Genomic DNA, 18,384 nt, shown 5'->3' with positions numbered 1-18,384 from the left:
TGGCCACGAAACCGCTGCTGTGGCGTCTTTTTGGCGATGGTGCGACGTAGCGTTGAGGGCTGCCCAGGGCGGGTCCGCATGCCGCACGCCTGGTTGACGCTGACCCGCGAGGTGAAGATGGTGCACGCCCGGTGACCGTGACGACTGTTCCTCAGCCAGGCGCGCTTCCGCCGCTCGTCACCGCACCGGCGGCCGCCGCGGTGTTCCGCTCCTCCGCGGCTCCGGCCCGCCGCACGCTTGTCGACATTCTTGACGAGACCGTGCGCGCACACCCTGCGGCCGATGCTCTCGACGATGGTGGCGCGGCCCTGACGTACCGCGAACTGGCCGACGAGGTCGAGGCCGTACGGATGTCGCTCGCGCGGCACGGGATCGGCCGCGGCGACCGGGTGGGCGTACGGATCTCGTCGGGTACGGCCGAGTTGTACCTGGCGATCCTCGGTGTACTCGCGGCGGGCGCGGCCTACGTTCCGGTCGACGCGGACGATCCCGAGGAACGCGCCGAGCTCGTCTTCGCCGAGGCGGGCGTCGCCGCGGTGCTCGGTGACGGGCTGACGGTGTCGCTCCGGCGTACCCCTGCGGGCGGGACCGGCCGGCCCGGCCCGGACGACGACGCCTGGATCATCTTCACCTCCGGCTCGACGGGTACCCCGAAGGGCGTCGCGGTCAGCCACGGCGCGGCGGCGGCTTTCGTGGACGCCGAGGCGCAGTTGTTTCTCGCCGGCGGGGCCAGTGAGGCGATCGGCCCGCAGGACCGGGTCCTGGCCGGGCTGTCGGTGGCATTCGACGCGTCGTGCGAGGAGATGTGGCTGGCGTGGCGGCACGGCGCCTGTCTGGTGCCGGCTGAGCGGTCGCTCGTCCGCAGCGGCGTCGACCTCGGTCCGTGGCTGGCCGAGCAACGCATCTCCGTGGTGTCGACCGTGCCGACGCTCGCTGCGCTGTGGCCGGTCGAGGCGCTGGAGGAGGTCCGGCTGTTGATCTTCGGTGGGGAGGCCTGCCCGCCGGAGCTCGCGCAGCGCCTGGCCGTCGAGGGTCGCGAGGTCTGGAACACCTACGGGCCGACCGAGGCGACCGTGGTCGCCTGCGCGGCGCGGATGACAGGCGTTGGGCCGGTACGCATCGGGTTGCCGCTGGCCGGCTGGGAGCTCGCGGTGGTCGACGGCTCCGGCGTTCCGGTCGGGATGGGCGAGACCGGCGAGCTGGTGATCGGTGGGGTGGGACTCGCCCGCTACCTGGATCCGGGCAAGGACGCCGAGAAGTTCGCGATGCTGCCGGCGCTCGGCTGGCAGCGGGCCTACCGCAGCGGGGACATCGTCCGGGCGGACCCCGAGGGGCTCGTGTTCGTCGGTCGCGGCGACGAGCAGGTCAAGCTCGGCGGACGCCGGATCGAGCTGGGTGAGATCGACGCCGCGCTGCAGGCTTTGCCGGGAGTCGCCGGTGCCGCCGCCGCGGTGCAACGGACCGCCGCGGGTAACCAACTGCTCGTGGGGTACGTGGTCCCGCACGACGGCGTCGCGTTCGACACCGCGACGGCGGCGCTGCGGATCCGTGAGCAGTTGCCGGCCGCGCTCGTTCCGATGCTGGCCGTGGTGGACGCGCTGCCCACCCGGACGTCCGGGAAGGTGGACCGGGCCGCGCTGCCCTGGCCACTGGCCAACGCCGAGGACGCGGCGGGTGAGCTGACCGAGACCGAGGACTGGCTCGCCGGCGGCTGGGCGGATGTTCTGGGCGTACGTCCCACCGAGGCGGACGCGGACTTCTTCAACCACGGCGGCGGCAGCCTGAACGCGGCGCAACTGGTGGCGTGGATCCGACGCCGGCACCCCCAGGTGTCGGTGGCCGACATCTACCTTCACCCGAGACTGTCGCAGCTCGCGGCCGTGCTCGACGCGCTGGACAGCACGGCGGCGATCCGCCGGGAGGTCCGGCCGACGCCGCGACGCGCCGGCCTGATCCAGGCCCTGCTGATGGTGCCGATGCTCGCGCTGGTCGGGCTCCGATGGTGGACCGTCCTGGCCGCCGTCGGCAACGTCCTCGCCCTGTTCGGTTCGGCACCCTGGGCGCCGGCCGTGTCCTGGTGGTGGGTGGTGTTGGGCTGGGCGGCGCTGTTCAGCCCGCTCGGCCGGATCGCCCTGGCCGCCGGAGGAGCGCGACTGCTGCTGCGCGGGGTACGCCCCGGCAGCTACCCGCGTGGGGGCAGCGTGCACCTGCGGCTGTGGGCCGCCGAACGGCTCGCCGAACTGACCGGTGCCACCAGCGTCGCCGGAGCATCCTGGATGATCACCTACGCCAGGGCGCTCGGTGCGCAGATCGGCGACGACGTCGACCTGCACTCCGCGCCGCCGGTCACCGGTCTGCTCAAGCTCGGCCGTGGCGCGGCGATCGAGCCGGAGGTCGACCTGTCCGGCCACTGGGTCGACGGCGATGTCGTCCGCATCGGCAAGGTACGCGTCGGCGCCGGAGCCCGGGTCGGATCCCGCAGCACCCTGATGCCGGGCGCTCGGATCGGCAAGGGCGCGCGCATCGCCGCGGGCTCGACCGTGGCCGGCGCCGTACCGGCGAACCAACGGTGGGCCGGGTCGCCGGCCGCACCCGCTGCGGCCAAGGATTCGGCCGGGTGGCCCGGGCAGCGTCCGCCGCGATCGCGGATGGGGGCTCGCCTCTGGCCGGTCGCGTATGGAATGACCGCCCAACTGCTGGGGCTGTTGCCGGTCGTCGCCGCGTTGCCGGCGCTGGCGCTGCTCGGCTGGACGCTCGTCGTCCGACCGACGGTCGGCGCGGTGTTGGCCGCCGTCGCGGTGGCGACCGTCGCCTATGTCGTGGGTTACGCGCTGCTGGTGCTCGGGGCGGTCCGGGCTCTCAGCATCGGCCTGCGCGCCGGGTACCACCCGGTGCAGGGGCGGGTGGCGTGGCAGGTCTGGACGACCGAGCGGCTGATGGGAATGGCCCGGGTCGGACTGTTCCCGCTCTACGCCAGCCTCTTCACACCGGTGTGGTTGCGGCTGCTGGGGGCCAGGGTGGGACGTGGGGTGGAGGCCTCGACGGTGCTCGCACTGCCCTCGATGACCACGGTTGCCGACGGGGCCTTCCTCGCCGACGACACCATGGTCGCGACGTACGAGCTGAGTCACGGGTGGTTGCGCGTCGCTCCGGCCCGCATTGGCAAGCAGGCGTTCCTCGGCAACTCGGGGATGGCGGCACCCGGCAGGTCGGTGCCCAAACGTGGGCTTGTCGGCGTGCTGTCGTCGGCGCCGCGCAAGGCGAAGAAGGACTCGTCGTGGCTCGGCGCGCCGCCGATGCCCCTGCGCCGTACCGTGGAAGCGGCGGACACCAGCCGCACCTTCGACCCGCCGGTCCGGCTGAAGCTGGCCCGGGCCGCGATCGAGCTGTGTCGGATCGTCCCGGTGATGTTCGCCGCCGCCTTGGCGGTCGGCGTCCTGGCTGTGCTCGCGGCCGTGTGGCGGACCGCCGGGTGGGGTGCCGCCGCGCTCGTCTCCGGGCCGGTGCTGCTGGCTGCGGCGCTCGTCGCGGCCGCCATCGCGACCGCTGCCAAGTGGCTGCTGGTGGGACGGTTCCGGGCCACCGAACGCGCGCTGTGGACCTCCTTCGTGTGGCGCAACGAGCTGGCCGACACGTTCGTCGAGGTCCTCGCCGCGCCGTGGCTGGTCCGTTTCGCGACCGGCACCCCGTTGCTCACGGCGTGGCTGCGCACGCTCGGTGCGAAGATCGGCCGGGGCGTCTGGCTGGAGACGTACTGGCTGCCGGAGTACGACCTGGTGCGCCTCGGCGACGGGGCCACGGTGAACCGCGGTTGCGTGGTGCAGACCCACCTGTTCCATGATCGTGTAATGAGCATGGATGAGGTGACACTCGGCGCGGGAGCAGCGCTCGGTCCGCACGGCATCGTCCTGCCCGGCGCGAGCATCGGCGCGCGGACCACCGTCGGGCCCGGTTCGCTGGTGACCCGTGGCGACGCCGTTCCATCCGACAGCCGGTGGCGGGGCAACCCGATCGCGACCTGGCCGGCACCCAACGCGCGACCAGCATGACCGGCGACTCGTACCTTCCGGAGCACGGCAACGACGGCTACCGGGTGCTGCACTACGACCTCGACCTCGACTACCGGGTCGTGTCGAACCGGCTGGCCGGCCGGGCGGACATCACCGCGGTGGCCGAACAGCCGCTGTCGCGGTTCACCCTCGACCTCGGTCAGTTCCGCATTCAGGACGTCCGGGTGGACGGGCGCCCGGCAAAATACAGCCACCGGCCGGACAAGCTGCAGATCAAGCCCGAGCGACCGATCGGCGTCGGGGACACCTTTCGGGTGGACATCCGGTACGCGGGCAAGCCGGTCCCCATCTCCGGCCGTTGGGGCAACCTCGGCTGGGAAGAGCTCACCGACGGGGTGCTCGTGGCCAGCCAGCCGAACGGATCACCGTCGTGGTTCCCGTGCGACGACCAGCCCGGCGCCAAGGCCACCTTCCGGGTGGCGGTCACGACCACCTCCCCGTACGCCGTCCTGGTGACCGGTGATCCCGTTCTCCGGCGGCGTGGTGCGGGCAGCACGACCTGGGTGTACGAGCGGCACGAGCCGACCTCGCCGTACCTGATGAGCGTCCAGATCGGACGCTACGAGCTGGTGGACCTGGCCGTCGGCGGGGTGGTGCAGCGCGCCGCGATCCCGCCCGCACTGCGCAGGCACGTCGCCCACGACTTCGGTCGGCACGGCGAGATCATGACGGCGCTGCAGCGGCTCTTCGGGCCGTACCCGTTCCGGGAGTACGTCGTCGTGGTCGCCGACGACGAGCTCGACGATCCGGTCGAGGCGCAGGGCATGGCCGTCTTCGGGAGGAACCACGTCGACGGGCGGCGCACGCACGAGCGGCTCGTCGTGCACGAACTGGCCCACCAGTGGTTCGGCAACAGCCTCACGGTCGCGGACTGGCGGCACATCTGGCTCAACGAGGGCTTCGCCACGTACGCCGAGTGGTTGTGGTCCGGCATCTGCGGCGATGAGCCGGCGGATGCTCTGGCCGCGCACTGGTACGCGTGGATCGCGGCCCGCCCGAGGGACGTCACCGTCGCGGATCCCGGCGTCGACCGGATGTTCGACCCGCTGGTCTACAAGCGTGGCGCCCTCACGGTGCATGCCGTGCGGAAGAGGATCGGCGACGAGTCGTTCTTCGCGCTCCTGCGGACCTGGGTCGCCGAGCACCGGCATGCGACCGTGACGACCGAGCAGTTCCGGTCGCACGCCCAGCGTTTCGCCCGCGAGCCCCTGGACGGCCTGTTCGCCGCCTGGCTCGACAGCCCGGCGCTGCCCCCGCTACCTCGCTGAACCGCCCGGCGCCGCGCCCGCTCGGCGGTGGGCAATCGCGGCTGGAACACCGAGTCAATAAAGAATCACGATTGCGCGAGGCCACATTCCGCCCAGAGCCGCAAGACATTGAGATTCGCATCTCTGCCGACTGAGTTCCTGGCCGCCGACGAGAACCAACCCTATGCTTGCCGCCGGATTACACTGCGGCTCGTCCGGGCCGAGGGAGAGCACCAGTACAAGGATTTGCGAATGCGCCGGAATTCTGCTCTGAACAACGGCACTGCTGACTCGCGTCGATCCGCGGTCGCCGAGGAACAGGAGTTTCTCGACTCGGCCACGGCCCGACGCGACAGGCTGGCCGACCACCTGCGGGCCGAGCTTTCGGCGGAGGCCCTGGACGCGGTGGAACAGGCCCGGCAACGCATGCTCCGCCAGCAGTACGAGGAGCTACGGCGAGCACGGGAGGGCCTGGTCTTCGGCCGCCTCGACGGCCTTGACGGCACCGTGCGACACGTGGGCCGTGTCGGTCTCCGCAACGACGACGAGGACAGCGAGCCACTGCTGGTGGACTGGCGCGCTCCCGCGGCTCGGCCGTTCTACACCGCGACGGCTGTCGACCCCCAGGGTCAGGCGCGGCGCCGGCACATCCGCACGACGGGATCGGCTGTCGTCGGTGTGGACGACGAGCCACTGGACGGGACCATGACGGCGGAGCTCGTCGGTGAAGGCGCTCTGCTGGCCGCCCTCGACCAGCGGCGCACCGGTCGCATGTCGACGGCGATCTCCACGCTGCAACGCGAACAGGACGACATCATCCGGGCTGAGGCGACCGGCCCGCTGATCGTTCAGGGCGGTCCCGGCACCGGCAAGACGGTGGTCGCTCTGCACCGCGTCGCCTATCTGCTGTTCACCCACCGGCAGATGGCCGACCAGGCGGTCCTGGTCCTCGGCCCCTCGCCGCGGTTCCTCCAGTACATCGCCCAGGTGCTGCCCGCGCTCGGTGAGACCGCCGTCGTCTCGGCGACCTGCGACACTCTGCTGACCAATATTCGGGTGGGCCGCGACGAGAGCCGGTCTGTCGCCGAGATCAAGGGCCGCGCACTCTGGCAACCCGCGCTCGAAAACTACGTCACGTCGCTGCTCCCCCGGCCCCGCGACCTGAAGCTGCGCTGGGAGGGCGAGTTCCACGTCATCTCCGCGTCAGCAGTGGCTCAGGCGCTCGCCTCGGCCGTGCAGGGACGCCCCTACCAGCACGCCCGGACGGTGTTCGCCGAGCAACTGCACCATCTCCTCGCCGAAGCCGTCGTCGAGCAGCGCAAGGCGCTGATGGACGAGATGGAGGAGGGCTTCGAGGACATCCTCGCCCGCGTCGACAGCAGCATGAAGCAGGACCACCATTTCGGCAGCGCCTCCTCCGGCAGTGATGTCGACGGACTGCTCTCCGAGGACGAGATCTCCGATCTTCGTTCTCGCATCGCCGAGAACGCCACCATCGCCCGGTTCATCGAGGCATGGTGGCACACCCTCGATGCCGAAACCCTGCTACGTAGGTTCCTGACCGACCGCACCCTGCTGGCCCAGTTCGCCCCGCGACTCTCCCCGGAGGAGATCACCGCCGTCTCGGCCGAGCCTGCCCCGTGGGCATCGAGTGACATCCCTCTGCTCGATGCTCTCGCCGACCTGCTGGGCGAGGGCGAAGCCCCGCAACCGCAGGGCGAGTTCGTCGCCGACCACGCTCGCCGGCAACGCGGCTGGGTGTACGGCCACATCGTCATCGACGAGGCGCAAGAGCTGTCCGAGATGCAGTGGCAGATGGTCCTACGGCGCTGTCCCAGTCGCTCCATCACCGCGGTCGGCGACATCGACCAGGCGGAGGCGGCGCACCGGCACACCAGCTGGGCACAAGCGGTGCGGGCTGCCTTCGGAGACCGCTGGACCGCCGCGGAGCTGACCATCTGCTATCGGACCCCCCGGGAGGTCATGGACCTCACCGAACCGGTCCTGAAGGAAGCTGGCAGCCACAACGCGCCGCCACGGGCGGTACGCTCCGCCGGCATCGCCCCCTGGGAGCTCACGATCACGCCCGCCGAGCTTGCCGACGCCGCCGCCCAAGCCCTGCGACAGTTGCAGCGACGGTGGCAGGGCGGCATGGTCGGCGTCATCGCCCCCACCGACCGCATCGCCGAACTCCTACCGGTGCTGAACGACGTGCCGGTGCTCAGCGCGACACAGTCCAAGGGACTGGAGTGGGACGCGACGCTGCTGATCGACCCTCAGGGCATCGCCGCCGAACCGCGCGGCTGGAACGGCCTCTACGTCGCGCTCACCCGATGCACCCAGGAACTCGGACAGCTGATCCTCACGCACTGACCACACCGGACCGGCCTGACCCTCGGTAGCCGAGGTTGAACGACTAACTCAAGCAATGCTCAAGATCGGGCTCAGCCGGGCCGTCGATGCGAAGTATTCACATACACTCACCGCTCCGAGCTCGCTCACAGCCCGCACGCGCTCACCGTGGGCGACCTCAGCATGTCCATCCGATGGGTCGGTCCGGCCCGCTCGTGGGCCGGCCACGGCATCAACCACAGGCCGCAAACAGAAGGAGGGAAGCATGCAACGCAGACGACTGCGCATCGCGCTTCTCACGCTGCCCGCCCTGGTGGCGAGCGTCCTCACCGTGCCAGCACCCGTGGGCGCGGATCCCGCGGCGCCCACAGCCACGGCGGGTTCGGGGCGTTCCCCACTAGAGGTCCAGGAATCGGTACGCCTCGTACGCATCCAACTGACCGGCGCCGACATGTTGGACAAGGTCGTCGCCGCCGGCTTCGACCTCGAACACGGCCTCAGGCGCGTGCCCAGCGGCATCGAGGGTGAGGCGGTGGTGACCGCCGCGCAGACCGCCGAACTCCAGGCGATGGGCGTTCAGATCCTCGGCGACGACGAAGGCTTCGCCTGGAGTGAAGAGGCCGACGGCGGCCTCCAGGCCCTCCGTACGCAGGCTGACCAGCCGCACGGCCACGAGGCGACGGTACGGGTCGTCCGCGCCGACTGGTTCACCACGAAGGGCCAGGGATTCCTGTACGTCGAGGCGCGGACCACCGAAGGGCAGCAGGCCGACCCGATCGTCACGATGCAGCTCGAGAACGACTCAGGCCGGCGCACCTCGTTCGGCTTCGCCCGGACGATGAGCCGGTTCGTCGACTCCGGGCAGTACATGTTCCACCGGAACCTGTTCAAGCTCGACGCGCGCCCGAACCAGATCCGGGTCACGAGCTCGACCGGCGGCGTCGCCACCGGCGACGTCTCCGACTGGCTTGAGGACGCTCCGCCGCCGCTGACGGAGAACCGGGGCTACAAGTCGGACTTCGTCGACGGCTACCGGAACCCGCAGCAGCTCTACAGCCGCGCCAAGGAGATCGCCCGGCAGTACCCGGACATCGCGGAGATCGTCTACCTGCCGAACCAGACGAACGGCTACCAGCGCAAGGCGCAGGCCACGATCGGCGGCACCGGGCAGTCCGCGGTCGTCGTCAGCTCGGCGGCGTGGGGCCACGAGGGTGGCAACGACATCACCGTCGATTTCGTGGAGCGGCCGGAGGCGAACCTCCCGCTCAGCGTCGAGGTGGCGGGCAAGGCGATCCGCGTCCTCCTCGCGAAGGACGCCTCCGCCGGGGTCGCGAGTACGGCTACCGAGGTGGCGGCGGCGCTGGAGGCTCAGTCCCAGGGCCTCATCGACCGGGCGCACCCGTACCGGACCAACGCGGGCACCGGCATCGTCGCGCCGACGTCCGGCCCGGTCGCGCTGACCGACTCCCTCGACCAGAAGCGCGTCGGCGCACCGGAGGGCGAGGTGCCGCGTGGGCCGGTCACGATCCCCGTCCTGCGGATCGGCAAGCACCGCGACGGCAGGAACCCCGGCGTACTCATCCAGGCGCAGGACCACGCCCGCGAGTGGGTGCCGGCGACGACCTCACTGGAGTCGGCCGAGCGTCTGGTGCACAACTACAAGACGGACAAGGAAACCAAGAAGATCGTCGAGGGCACCGACGTCTTCTTCATCCTGTCCAACAACCCCGACGGGGCGAACTACAGCTTCTACAACTTCGCCTCGCAGCGCCGGAACATGACCAACCACTGCCCGGACGAGAACGCCGATCCGGCCCGGCGTAACTCCTGGGGCGTCGACCTGAACCGGAACTACCGGGTCGGGTCGGGTCACGACGGCTACTCGGGTGCGTCGACCAGTTGCGTCAGCGACACCTACCAGGGGCCGGCAGAGCTGTCCGAACCTGAGTCGAAGAACATCATCTGGCTGGTCGAGAAGTACTCGAACATCAAGTTCATGATGTCGGTGCACTCCAACGGCGGCCAGCTGTTCTGGCAGCCCGGCGCCTACATCGCGGACGGGCGGATCACCACGCCGCGCCCGCCGCTGGGTGACGAGGCGTTCTACTGGCAGTCGGCCGACAGGATCCTGTCGCAGGTGAAGGCGCACCGGGAGACCGTCGTCACGCCGGAGAACGTCGGCGGCTCATCGGACGTCCTCTACTCCTCCGCCGGTAACGTGCGCGAGGACCTGTACCACACCTATGGGATCTACGCCTTCGGCTGGGAGGTCGGCGGCTCGGTCTACAACCCGGCCACCGGCGACTGGCAGGGCGGCTCGTTCCAGCCGGTATGGGAGGGCGATCCGAACCTCGTCAGCGGCCACGCCGAGACGATGGAGTACGCCAACGGCATCATGGAGATGTTCCGAGTCGCAGCGGACTGGGGCAAGGACAAGAAGGACCCGACGTCCAAGCTCGTACCTGGCGGCGGGAAGTACTCCAAGCCCGTCGACGTGCGCTTCGAGACGAACGAGCCGGCCACCATCTACTACACGACGGACGGCAGCCGGCCCACCCTCCAGTCGCCCCGCTACGAGGCGACCGAGTTCCGGGAGCCGGGCGAGGTGTTCCACGTGAGCGAGACGACGACGTTCCACTGGTTCTCGGTCGACGCGGCGGGCAACATCGAGCAGAACTACGACCCGACGAAGAACGACAGGCGCAACAACTACCGCAAGGCCACGATCACGATCCGCACGAAGTAGGCGCCCAGCTGGCCCGGATGGATCGCGGGTCAGCCAGGTAACAGCGGTTGGAACAGATTAGGTCCGCCGGTACAGGTTCCCCTTGAGGACCTGTACCGGCGGACCTCTTTACGGATCTGTCCTGGAGCCCGACGCTCGGCCGGTGGCGTCAACGCGGACGGCGGCGGGCGTGCTTGTCCCCGAGAGTGGTGGGCAGGAAGAGGATGTCCTGCTGGTTGAGGTTCACCCCGGGCGGAACGATCTCGTCGATCCGGTCCAGCACGTCGTCGCTGAGTTCGACGCCGGCGCCGGAGAGCAGGTCGGTGAGCTGCGCCGGGGTCCGAGGACCGATGAGCACCGAGGTGATCGCCGGGTGGGTCAGCACAAAGGCGACGGCCAGATGGGACATCTTCAGGCCCGCTTCGGCCGCCAACTCGGTGAGCTTCCCGACGGCCTCCACCTTCAACTGGTTGCCCGGCTCGGTCTGGTCGAACAGCCGCGTGGCGGGTCCCGCGTTACGGTGACCCGCTGTCGGGTCGGCCCGACCGGAGAGCCAGCCGGAGCCGAGCGGGCCGAAGGTCAGTACACCCATGCCGTACCGCTTGGCGGTGGGCAGTGTCGTGGCCTCGATGCCGCGCAGCAGGATGTTGTACGGCGGCTGCTCGGACCGGAAGCGATGGTGGTTGCGCCGCTCGGCGACCCACTGCGCCTCGACGATCTGCTCCGGGTGGAACAGTGACGAGCCGATCGTGCGCACCTTGCCGGCCCGGATCAGGTCCGAGAGCGCCGAAAGTGTCTCATCGGGGTCGGTGTCCGGATCCCACCGGTGCATCTGGTAAAGGTCGATGTAGTCGGTACCGAGGCGGCGCAAACTTCCTTCCACCGCCTGCGTAATCCACCTACGGGAGCCGCCGCGGTGGTTGGTGTCCGATCCCATCGGCAGCGCGAACTTGGTAGCGAGGACGACCTCGTCACGCCGCCCCTTCAGCGCCTTGCCGACGATTTCCTCGCTCTCGCCGGCGGAGTAGACGTCCGCGGTGTCGATGAAGTTGATGCCGGCATCCAGCGCGGTATGAATCAAACCGACTGATTCGTCGTGATCGGTGTTACCCATCGCGCCGAGCATCATGGTGCCGAGCGCGAACTCGCTTACGGACATGCCCGTGCCGCCGAGGATTCTGCGTTTCATGGTGTGCTCTCCACTGCTCTCGAGGCCTCGGCCCAGTCAAGCACCGCAACGGATCCATTTCACGGAATGCGGGAGGTGCCAGTGGACCCCCTCACGACGGGTTGCGGGGACCCGGGCGGAATAGTCTGGAGGTCATGAGCGGTGGCAATGCGGAGCTTCGGGCGTTTCTGTGGGCACGGCGGGCGCGGCTCGCCCCGGAGCAGGCGGGACTGCCCGCGCGGCCGGGCACCCGGCGAGTGCCAGGGCTCCGCCGTGAGGAGGTGGCCCGCCTTGCCGGGGTGAGCACCGACTACTACATCCAGCTGGAGCGCGGTCATAACCTGAACGTCTCCGAGTCGGTGCTCAAGGCCTTGGCCCGCGCTCTGCAACTGGACGAGACCGAACGCAGCCACCTCCTCGCGCTGGCGAGATTTCGACGGTCGCCAGCGGGGCATCAACTGATGCCGGCGCAGCGTGTGCGACCCAGCCTGCGGCATACCCTCGACGCACTCGACGTGCCGGCGCTCGTGATCGGGCGCCGCTGCGACGTATTGGCCACCAACGCGCTCGGCCGTGCCCTTTTCACCGACTTCGAGGCGCTACCGCGCCGAGGTCGCAATCTCGCCCGGTTCCTCTTCCTGGACGACGCGGCGCGGCAGCTCTACCTCGACTGGCCGGAAGTCGCCCGCGGCGCCGTCGCCAGCCTGCATCTCTACGCTGGGCGCAATCCGGACGACGCCCAACTCGGCGAGCTGGTCGACGAGTTGTCGGAACGTGACCCGGATTTCCGCCGTTGGTGGGCCGACCACGATGTACATCAGTACACCTACGGGGCCCACCGCTTCCGCCACCCGGTCGTCGGTGAGCTGATTCTCAACTACGAGGCATTCGCCCACGCCGCCGATCCGGAGCAGGTCCTCGGGCTGTACACCGCCGAAGGCGGATCCCCCTCTGAGCAGGCCCTGCGCCTCCTGGTGGACCACTCGGCCATCCCGACGACAGTCTGACCTCCGGCCCGGCAGGAGCCGTCGGGTCGTAGTGTTCCCCTATGGCACAACGACTCGTCAGCGTATGGCAACCGTTCTTCCTCAGCAGCGAGAGTCAGGGCGCGGCCGTCGATGCCGCGACCGAGTTGGAGGAACTTGGCTACTCACGGCTCTGGTTCTCGGGCGGTTTCGGGGAGAACGTCGCCCCCCGCTTCCGGGAGATCCTGGACGGAACCAAGCACATCGGCGTCGCGTCGGGGATTGTGAGCATCTGGCACTCGTCGCCCCCTGAGGTGACGGCGTTCGCACAGGACGCGGAGCGGGCGCATCCCGGCCGGTTCCTGCTCGGCCTCGGCGCCAGCCACGCTGTGCTGCTGGAAGGCAGCGGCACCGACTACCGCAAGCCGTACTCGAAGATGGTGGAGTATCTGAACGGCCTCGACGCGGCCGGCCTTCCTTCCGAGCGGCGGGTCCTGGCCGCACTCGGCCCGCGGATGCTCGAGCTCTCCCGCGACCGTTCGGCCGGGGCGCACCCGTACTTCGTCCCTGCCGAGCACACCGCCGAGGCCCGTGCGGCGATCGGGCCGGACCGGCTGCTCGCGCCCGAGGTCGCGGTGGTCCTCGACGCAGACGCCGCCACCGCGCGCGCTACCGCGCGGCAGTACACGAGCGGATACCTGGCACTGCCGAACTACACCAACAACCTGCGGCGATTCGGCTGGACCGACGAGGACTTCGCCGCGGGCGGCAGCGACCGGCTCGTCGACGCCCTGATCCCCTGGGGCACGGTCGAGAAGGTCGCCGCCGGGCTGGAGGAGCACTATCAGGCCGGCGCGGACGAGGTGGCGATCCAGGTTCTCAACGGCGGCGACGCCACGACCTTCCCCGCCGACGCGTTCCGCGCTCTCGCCGCGGCCTTGATCTGACGTCCTGAAAGCCAGGCCCTCGTCGTGGCGCACCACGACGAGGGCCTGATCCCATGCCGCGTCGATTATCGGAGACACTTTCCCCGTGCGAGACGACCTTGAGCAGATCGAAGCGGCTTTCGTCGGTACACCACTGGCCGGCCTGCCGATCGGGCACGGCCCGGCGGGCACCGTCCTCGTCCAGGTGGGCCGTCGCCCGACGCCAGGTGACGAGGCGTGGACCGTGGCCGGTCAGCTCAAGGCGCTCGCCCCGAACCTCGAACTGAGCCAGTGGGAGGTCGCCGTTGCCCTGCCCGCCGGTGACGCGTGGTTCGTGCACAACCGACCCTGACAAACCTCAGCAGCATTTTTCCTCGCAGTGCCGCAACCTGATCTCATCGCTGTCGGCCACGCTCGCGTACACGTGGGGTGGTAGCCGTCTGATCACTCGTGAGCGGCGCGCCTGCGGTACCGGATCCGTGGTCGGCCGTCAGCAGCAATGTCAACGTCCGTGGGCACCTGGTAGACCTGCTCGATCCGGCTTGTGGTGAGAACCTCGACGGGCGTGCCGGCCGCGACCACCCGGCCGCCGTACAGAAGCACCAGCCGGTCGCAGTACTGCGCGGCCAGATTCAGATCGTGCAGAGTCACCACCACGGTGGTGGCCGACTCCGCGAGAAACCGCAGCAGCTCCAGTTGGTACCGGATGTCCAGATGGTTGGTCGGCTCGTCGAGCAGCAGCAGGTCCGGTTCCTGCACCATGGCGCGTGCCAGGTCGACCCGCTGCCGTTCGCCGCCGGAGAGGCTGGCCCAGCGCCGCTGCTCGAAGCCGGCCAGGCCGGCCTCGGCGAGCGCGCGCCGTGCCAGGTCCAGATCGGCGACGCCGATCCCCGCAAGGCGTGACCGGTACGGGGTCCGGCCCAGCAGGACCACCTCCAGCGCGGACATCTCCACGTCGGTGGCCGCCTGTTGCGTGACCACCGCGATCCGCTGGGCGAGCGCACGTCGGGGTATCGCGCCCAATGTGACGTCATCGAGCAGCACCCGCCCGGAATCGGGCCGCGCCAGCCCGGCAAGTAGTCGCAGCAGACTCGACTTGCCGGAGCCGTTCGGCCCGAGCAGCCCGACCGTCGCGCCCGGTTCGGCGGTCAGCGCTACCTCGGCCAGGATCCGCGCACCGGCCACGCCCCAGCCGACCCCGTCCGCATGCAGCCGCGCCGGCTGCGGGTCGGCGCCGGCTCGGTGGTTCTCGCCACCGCCGGTCGCCCGACCACCGTCACCCACGCCCCGGCCGGTGTTGTCCGGGCCGATCACGGTGTACCCGTCCGGCGTCGCATGACCAGCGCGAACACCGGCACCCCGAGCAGCGCGGTGAGCACACCCACCGGCAGTTCCTGCGGCGCGAAGACGGTCCGCGCCACCGTGTCTGCCCAGATCAGGAAGATCGCGCCGAGCACCGCGCAGGTGGGTAGCAACGTGCGGTGCCGTGCGCCAAACACGAACCGCACTGCGTGCGGCACGGTCAACCCGACGAAACCGATGGCGCCGCTCGCCGCCACCAGCGCGGCAGCCATCAGGGCGGTGACGCTGAACAGCAGCAGCCGGGTACGCCCGGGAGAGAAGCCGAGCGACCGCGCGGTATCGGTGCCGAACGCGAACGCGTCCAGCGCCGTCGCACTGGCCCAGCAGACCAGCAGGCCGACGCCGACGACCGAGGCGCTGAGCGCCACCGCCGGCCAGGAGGCCGCCGTCAGCGAACCGAGCAGCCAGAACGTCACGCTACGGGTGTCCTGGGTATGCGCGTCGGAGATCACGATCAGGCTGGTCACCGCGCTGAACAGCTGCGAGACGGCCACCCCGGCGAGCACGATCCGGGTGGGTTCGCCGGCCCGTCGGCCGGCCAGCAGCAGTACCGCGCCGAACGCGGCCATGCTGCCGACGAACGCGCCGGTGGTCAGGTCGACCGGGCCGGTGCCGATCCGGATTCCGAGTACCAGCACCGCCACCGCGCCGGTGGAGGCCCCGGACGAGACGCCGAGCAGGAACGGGTCGGCCAGTGGGTTACGCGTGAGCGCCTGGAGCACCGCCCCGCACACCGCCAGACCGGCACCGACCAACGCGGCCAACAGCACCCGGGGCAGCCGAAGGTCCCACACGATGCTGTCCGGCAACGCTGGTAGCGGGTGGACCGGCAGGCCCAGGTGACTACCCACCGCGCGCAGCACGCTGTCGAGGGGCAGATCGGCCGAGCCGACGCTGACCGCCACGGCAATGGTGACCAGCAGCAAGAGCACGGCCGCCGGCAGGACGTACCGGCCGATTCTCGGGATGCCGGCAGGGGAAAGCGGGGACTGTCGCGTGTGCACGGCCAGGCCGGGTGCCGGAACGAGAGATGGTGCGGCTCGCGTGTTCATCGGCGGGCGAACACCACGTAGTCGTCGAGGTACTGCCAGACCGTGCCGACCTCGGCGAAGCCGGCCGTGCGGAGGGCGGCGAGGTGAAAGTCCAGCGAAGCGAGGGCCTGCGGCGGTCGGTCGGCGAACCGTTGTTCCCGCTGCACGACCAGCTCAGCCAGTTCCGGGTGACGGGCCGCCTCGGCGTACCAGGCGGAGTAGGTGAGCGCGCCGGCGGCGAACGTCTCCTGCTGCACCTGGGCGTCGTGCCGTCGCGCGATGTCGCGCAGGGTGGGCGTCGACTCGTCGTAACGGAGGTGATCGGCGTTGAGCAACACGCCACCGAGCGGCAGCATCCGCGCCACGGTGGTGTAGACGCGCAGCAGTTGCTCCGGTGCGAGCCAGTGCAGTGCCGTCGAGGTGAGCACCGCGTCGACACTTCGGCCGGCCAGCGCCTTCTCCCAGCCATCGGCCACCAGGTCCACGTCATGAACCTCGGCCCGCGGCTCGTACCGTTCGAGCGCGCCGCGCGCCACCCGCAGCAGAATCGGGTCGTAGTCGACCGCGACGGCGGTGGCCCGCGGAAACTCGGCCAGCACCCGGTCGCTGATGGCACCGGGACCGCAGGCCAGATCCAGGAGTGTCAGGTCTTCAGGAGAGTGCAGCCGGACCACGTCGAGCATCGCCTCGAACCGCAGATCGTGGTGGGCCACGTAGGCGGATTGCTGGTCGTTCCAGAGCGTGAGCAGTCGCCGCGCGGCCGCCTGATCGAGCGCTCCGACGTCGGTGCCGTCCGGCGGGGTCATCGGGCAGCTCCGCGCAGGTTCGCGCCGACGAGTTCCGCGGCCTCGACGCTACGGATCGACGGGTCCATCGCCGAGCCGGGCACGGTGATGAATCGCCCGGCGACCACCGCGTCCAGCTTCGACGTCACCGGGTTCCGGCGCAGGAAGTCGATCTTCGATTGGGCGCTGTCGCCGTCGCCACCCCTGGTCAGGTCGGCCAGCACGATCACGTCGGGATTCCGTTTGGCGATCTCCTCCCAGTTGCCGGCGGGCCACTTCTGGCTGGCATCGGTGAACGTGTTTCGGACGCCCAGCAGCGAGCTGATCGCGTCCGGAACCCCGCCGTGCCCAGCCAGGTACGGGGTGCTGGTACCGGAGTAGTACCAGAGCAGGGACTGTCCTGTGCTCGGTTGCCCGGCACCGCTCGGCGCCGCACCCCGGGCACCGTCCAGCCGGCTCTGCTGTTCGCGGATCAGTTGCTCGGCCCGCTCAGGGACGCCGAAGACACGGGCGATGTCGCGGATCTCCTTGAAGAGCCCGTCGAAGGTGACCGTCTGGTTCGCGTCCGCCGGGTCTTCACAGGCGAACTCGGAGAGGTACGCCGGTACACCGAGCTTGGCCAGGTCGGCGCGCGAGCCGGCGGCGTCCGGCGCGTACGCCGAGGTGTATGTCGAGTAGACGAAGTCCGGGTTCGCCGCGCGGACCGCCTCCCGCGACGGGTAGAGCTTGGCCAGCACCGGCACCTTCTCGTACGCCGGGCGCAGCTCCGGCAGCACCGGGTCGGTCTGGTAGCTGGTGCCGGCCATCCGGTCGGCGAGACCAAGGCTGAGCATGATCTCGGTGGCGTTCTGTTCCAGTGCGATCGCTCGCTGTGGTGGCGCGGTGATGCCGACGGGCAGTCCGCAGTTGGTCAGTTGGACAGGGCTGGCCAGGTGGCCCTGCGCGTCAGAGGTGGCAGGCCCACCGCCGGAGCATCCTGCGGCGGCCAGCACCACGCACATGCCAGCCGTAATGAAAACGGTTTTCATGAGCGGGACGATAGCAACGGCTCTCATCGGGCGGGGCAGGCGGGGGTGCGCAGCTGCCCCGGCCTGCGGCGGACGGCAGCCCGCCGGCGAGGCGCACGCTGGCCGGACCGGTCACGGCCAGCGCCCGGCACGGCCGGTGCGTCGCGTTGGCTTGCCGGGAGCGTGCTCCAGAGGACGGCGTCGCCGCAGCGCGCGAAGAACCGCCCGAGAAATCAGAGTCCCTGCCCAATTTCGACCAGATAGCCGTCGGGGTCGCGCAGGTAGCACCGAATCTCCGTCCCGTGGTCCTTCGGCTCGGTGAGAAATTCCGCGCCACGAGACTTCCACTCCTCATAGAGGGACCGAATATCGGTGACCCGCACATTCATCGCGCAGCTCAACGTGTTGGAGTCGGCCGGCGCCTTGGCCAGCACAGTCGGCTTGTCGTCAGTGGGCCCACCCTCGACGTTGATGATGATGTAACTGTTGTGGAACCGAAGGATCAACGGGTCACTGTCGTGCACGCAGGTCGCGCCGAAGACCCGCTCGTAGTATTCGCGTGACCTGTCGATGTCACGGACGATCAACAGGGTGGCGAGAAAGATTCCACCCTCGGGATTGAAATAATCCGGTGCCCTGTCGGTCACGTCTACCTCCCGCGCGGATTCCCCGATTCAATTCGCGTCAGGTTTCCCCGCGGGCGAGGCCGAAGAACGAAGACGAGGGCGATTCGGAGGCACGTGACG

At 69.9% G+C, this 18,384-nt stretch carries 13 protein-coding genes; 7 read left to right on the top strand and 6 right to left on the bottom strand.

Going from position 1 to position 18,384, the window contains the following annotated elements; all coding sequences use genetic code 11:
- Positions 1–137: 137 nt before the first annotated feature.
- From HNR20_RS27575 to HNR20_RS27560, 4 genes are all read left to right on the top strand, one after another.
- The gene (locus tag HNR20_RS27575) at positions 138–4,049 is read left to right on the top strand and encodes a Pls/PosA family non-ribosomal peptide synthetase (RefSeq protein ID WP_373291091.1); all 3,912 of its coding nucleotides are present in this window, start codon (positions 138–140) and stop codon (positions 4,047–4,049) included.
- On the top strand, positions 4,046–5,338 hold the full coding sequence (locus tag HNR20_RS27570; RefSeq protein ID WP_184189158.1) for a M1 family metallopeptidase: 1,293 nt from the start codon (positions 4,046–4,048) through the stop codon (positions 5,336–5,338). Before HNR20_RS27575 ends, HNR20_RS27570 begins: the two co-directional genes overlap by 4 nt.
- A 231-nt stretch (positions 5,339–5,569) precedes the next feature.
- Positions 5,570–7,690 (top strand): HelD family protein, encoded by a 2,121-nt coding sequence (locus HNR20_RS27565; protein WP_184185639.1) that lies wholly within the window; start codon positions 5,570–5,572, stop codon positions 7,688–7,690.
- A gap of 244 nt (positions 7,691–7,934) precedes the next feature.
- Positions 7,935–10,415, top strand: coding sequence for a M14 family metallopeptidase (locus HNR20_RS27560; protein ID WP_184185636.1), 2,481 nt, complete (start codon positions 7,935–7,937; stop codon positions 10,413–10,415).
- A 148-nt stretch (positions 10,416–10,563) separates the two neighbouring features.
- Here HNR20_RS27560 and HNR20_RS27555 read toward each other — a convergent pair whose 3' ends face one another.
- Positions 10,564–11,583, bottom strand: coding sequence for an aldo/keto reductase (locus tag HNR20_RS27555; protein ID WP_184185633.1), 1,020 nt, complete (start codon positions 11,581–11,583; stop codon positions 10,564–10,566).
- A gap of 134 nt (positions 11,584–11,717) precedes the next feature.
- Between HNR20_RS27555 and HNR20_RS27550 the strand changes: the two genes are divergently transcribed.
- The 3 genes from HNR20_RS27550 to HNR20_RS27540 all read left to right on the top strand — a co-directional run bounded on the left by HNR20_RS27550 (position 11,718) and on the right by HNR20_RS27540 (position 13,805).
- Entirely contained in the window at positions 11,718–12,569 is an 852-nt protein-coding gene (locus HNR20_RS27550; RefSeq protein WP_184185630.1) for a helix-turn-helix domain-containing protein, read from the top strand.
- A gap of 41 nt (positions 12,570–12,610) precedes the next feature.
- A complete protein-coding gene (locus tag HNR20_RS27545; protein WP_184185627.1) occupies positions 12,611–13,474 on the top strand; it encodes a TIGR03620 family F420-dependent LLM class oxidoreductase in 864 nt (287 codons plus the stop codon).
- Positions 13,475–13,559: 85 nt separating this feature from the next.
- Positions 13,560–13,805: a hypothetical protein gene (locus tag HNR20_RS27540; RefSeq protein WP_184185624.1), complete on the top strand. Its 246-nt coding sequence runs from the start codon at positions 13,560–13,562 to the stop codon at positions 13,803–13,805.
- Positions 13,806–13,897: 92 nt separating this feature from the next.
- Here the strand turns inward: HNR20_RS27540 and HNR20_RS27535 are convergent, their stop codons facing one another.
- The 5 genes from HNR20_RS27535 to HNR20_RS27515 all read right to left on the bottom strand — a co-directional run bounded on the left by HNR20_RS27535 (position 13,898) and on the right by HNR20_RS27515 (position 18,285).
- Positions 13,898–14,767, bottom strand: a complete 870-nt coding sequence (locus HNR20_RS27535; RefSeq protein WP_221309942.1) for an ABC transporter ATP-binding protein — start codon at positions 14,765–14,767, stop codon at positions 13,898–13,900.
- Positions 14,764–15,867: a FecCD family ABC transporter permease gene (locus HNR20_RS27530; protein WP_184185620.1), complete on the bottom strand. Its 1,104-nt coding sequence runs from the start codon at positions 15,865–15,867 to the stop codon at positions 14,764–14,766. The genes HNR20_RS27535 and HNR20_RS27530 overlap by 4 nt, the downstream gene beginning before the upstream one ends.
- The gene (locus tag HNR20_RS27525; protein WP_184185617.1) at positions 15,864–16,652 is read right to left on the bottom strand and encodes a class I SAM-dependent methyltransferase; all 789 of its coding nucleotides are present in this window, start codon (positions 16,650–16,652) and stop codon (positions 15,864–15,866) included. The genes HNR20_RS27530 and HNR20_RS27525 overlap by 4 nt, the downstream gene beginning before the upstream one ends.
- Positions 16,649–17,659 carry an ABC transporter substrate-binding protein gene (locus HNR20_RS27520; protein ID WP_184185614.1) on the bottom strand — a complete coding sequence of 337 codons (1,011 nt, stop codon included), beginning with the start codon at positions 17,657–17,659 and terminating at the stop codon, positions 16,649–16,651. Before HNR20_RS27520 ends, HNR20_RS27525 begins: the two co-directional genes overlap by 4 nt.
- Before the next feature lie 212 nt (positions 17,660–17,871).
- On the bottom strand, positions 17,872–18,285 hold the full coding sequence (locus tag HNR20_RS27515; RefSeq protein ID WP_184185611.1) for a VOC family protein: 414 nt from the start codon (positions 18,283–18,285) through the stop codon (positions 17,872–17,874).
- Positions 18,286–18,384: the final 99 nt, after the last annotated feature.

It is taken from the genome of Micromonospora parathelypteridis (genome assembly GCF_014201145.1).
Taxonomy (GTDB): domain Bacteria; phylum Actinomycetota; class Actinomycetes; order Mycobacteriales; family Micromonosporaceae; genus Micromonospora; species Micromonospora parathelypteridis.
Note: the sequence above shows the minus strand (reverse complement) of the source record. Positions and strands in the feature narration are given on the sequence as shown.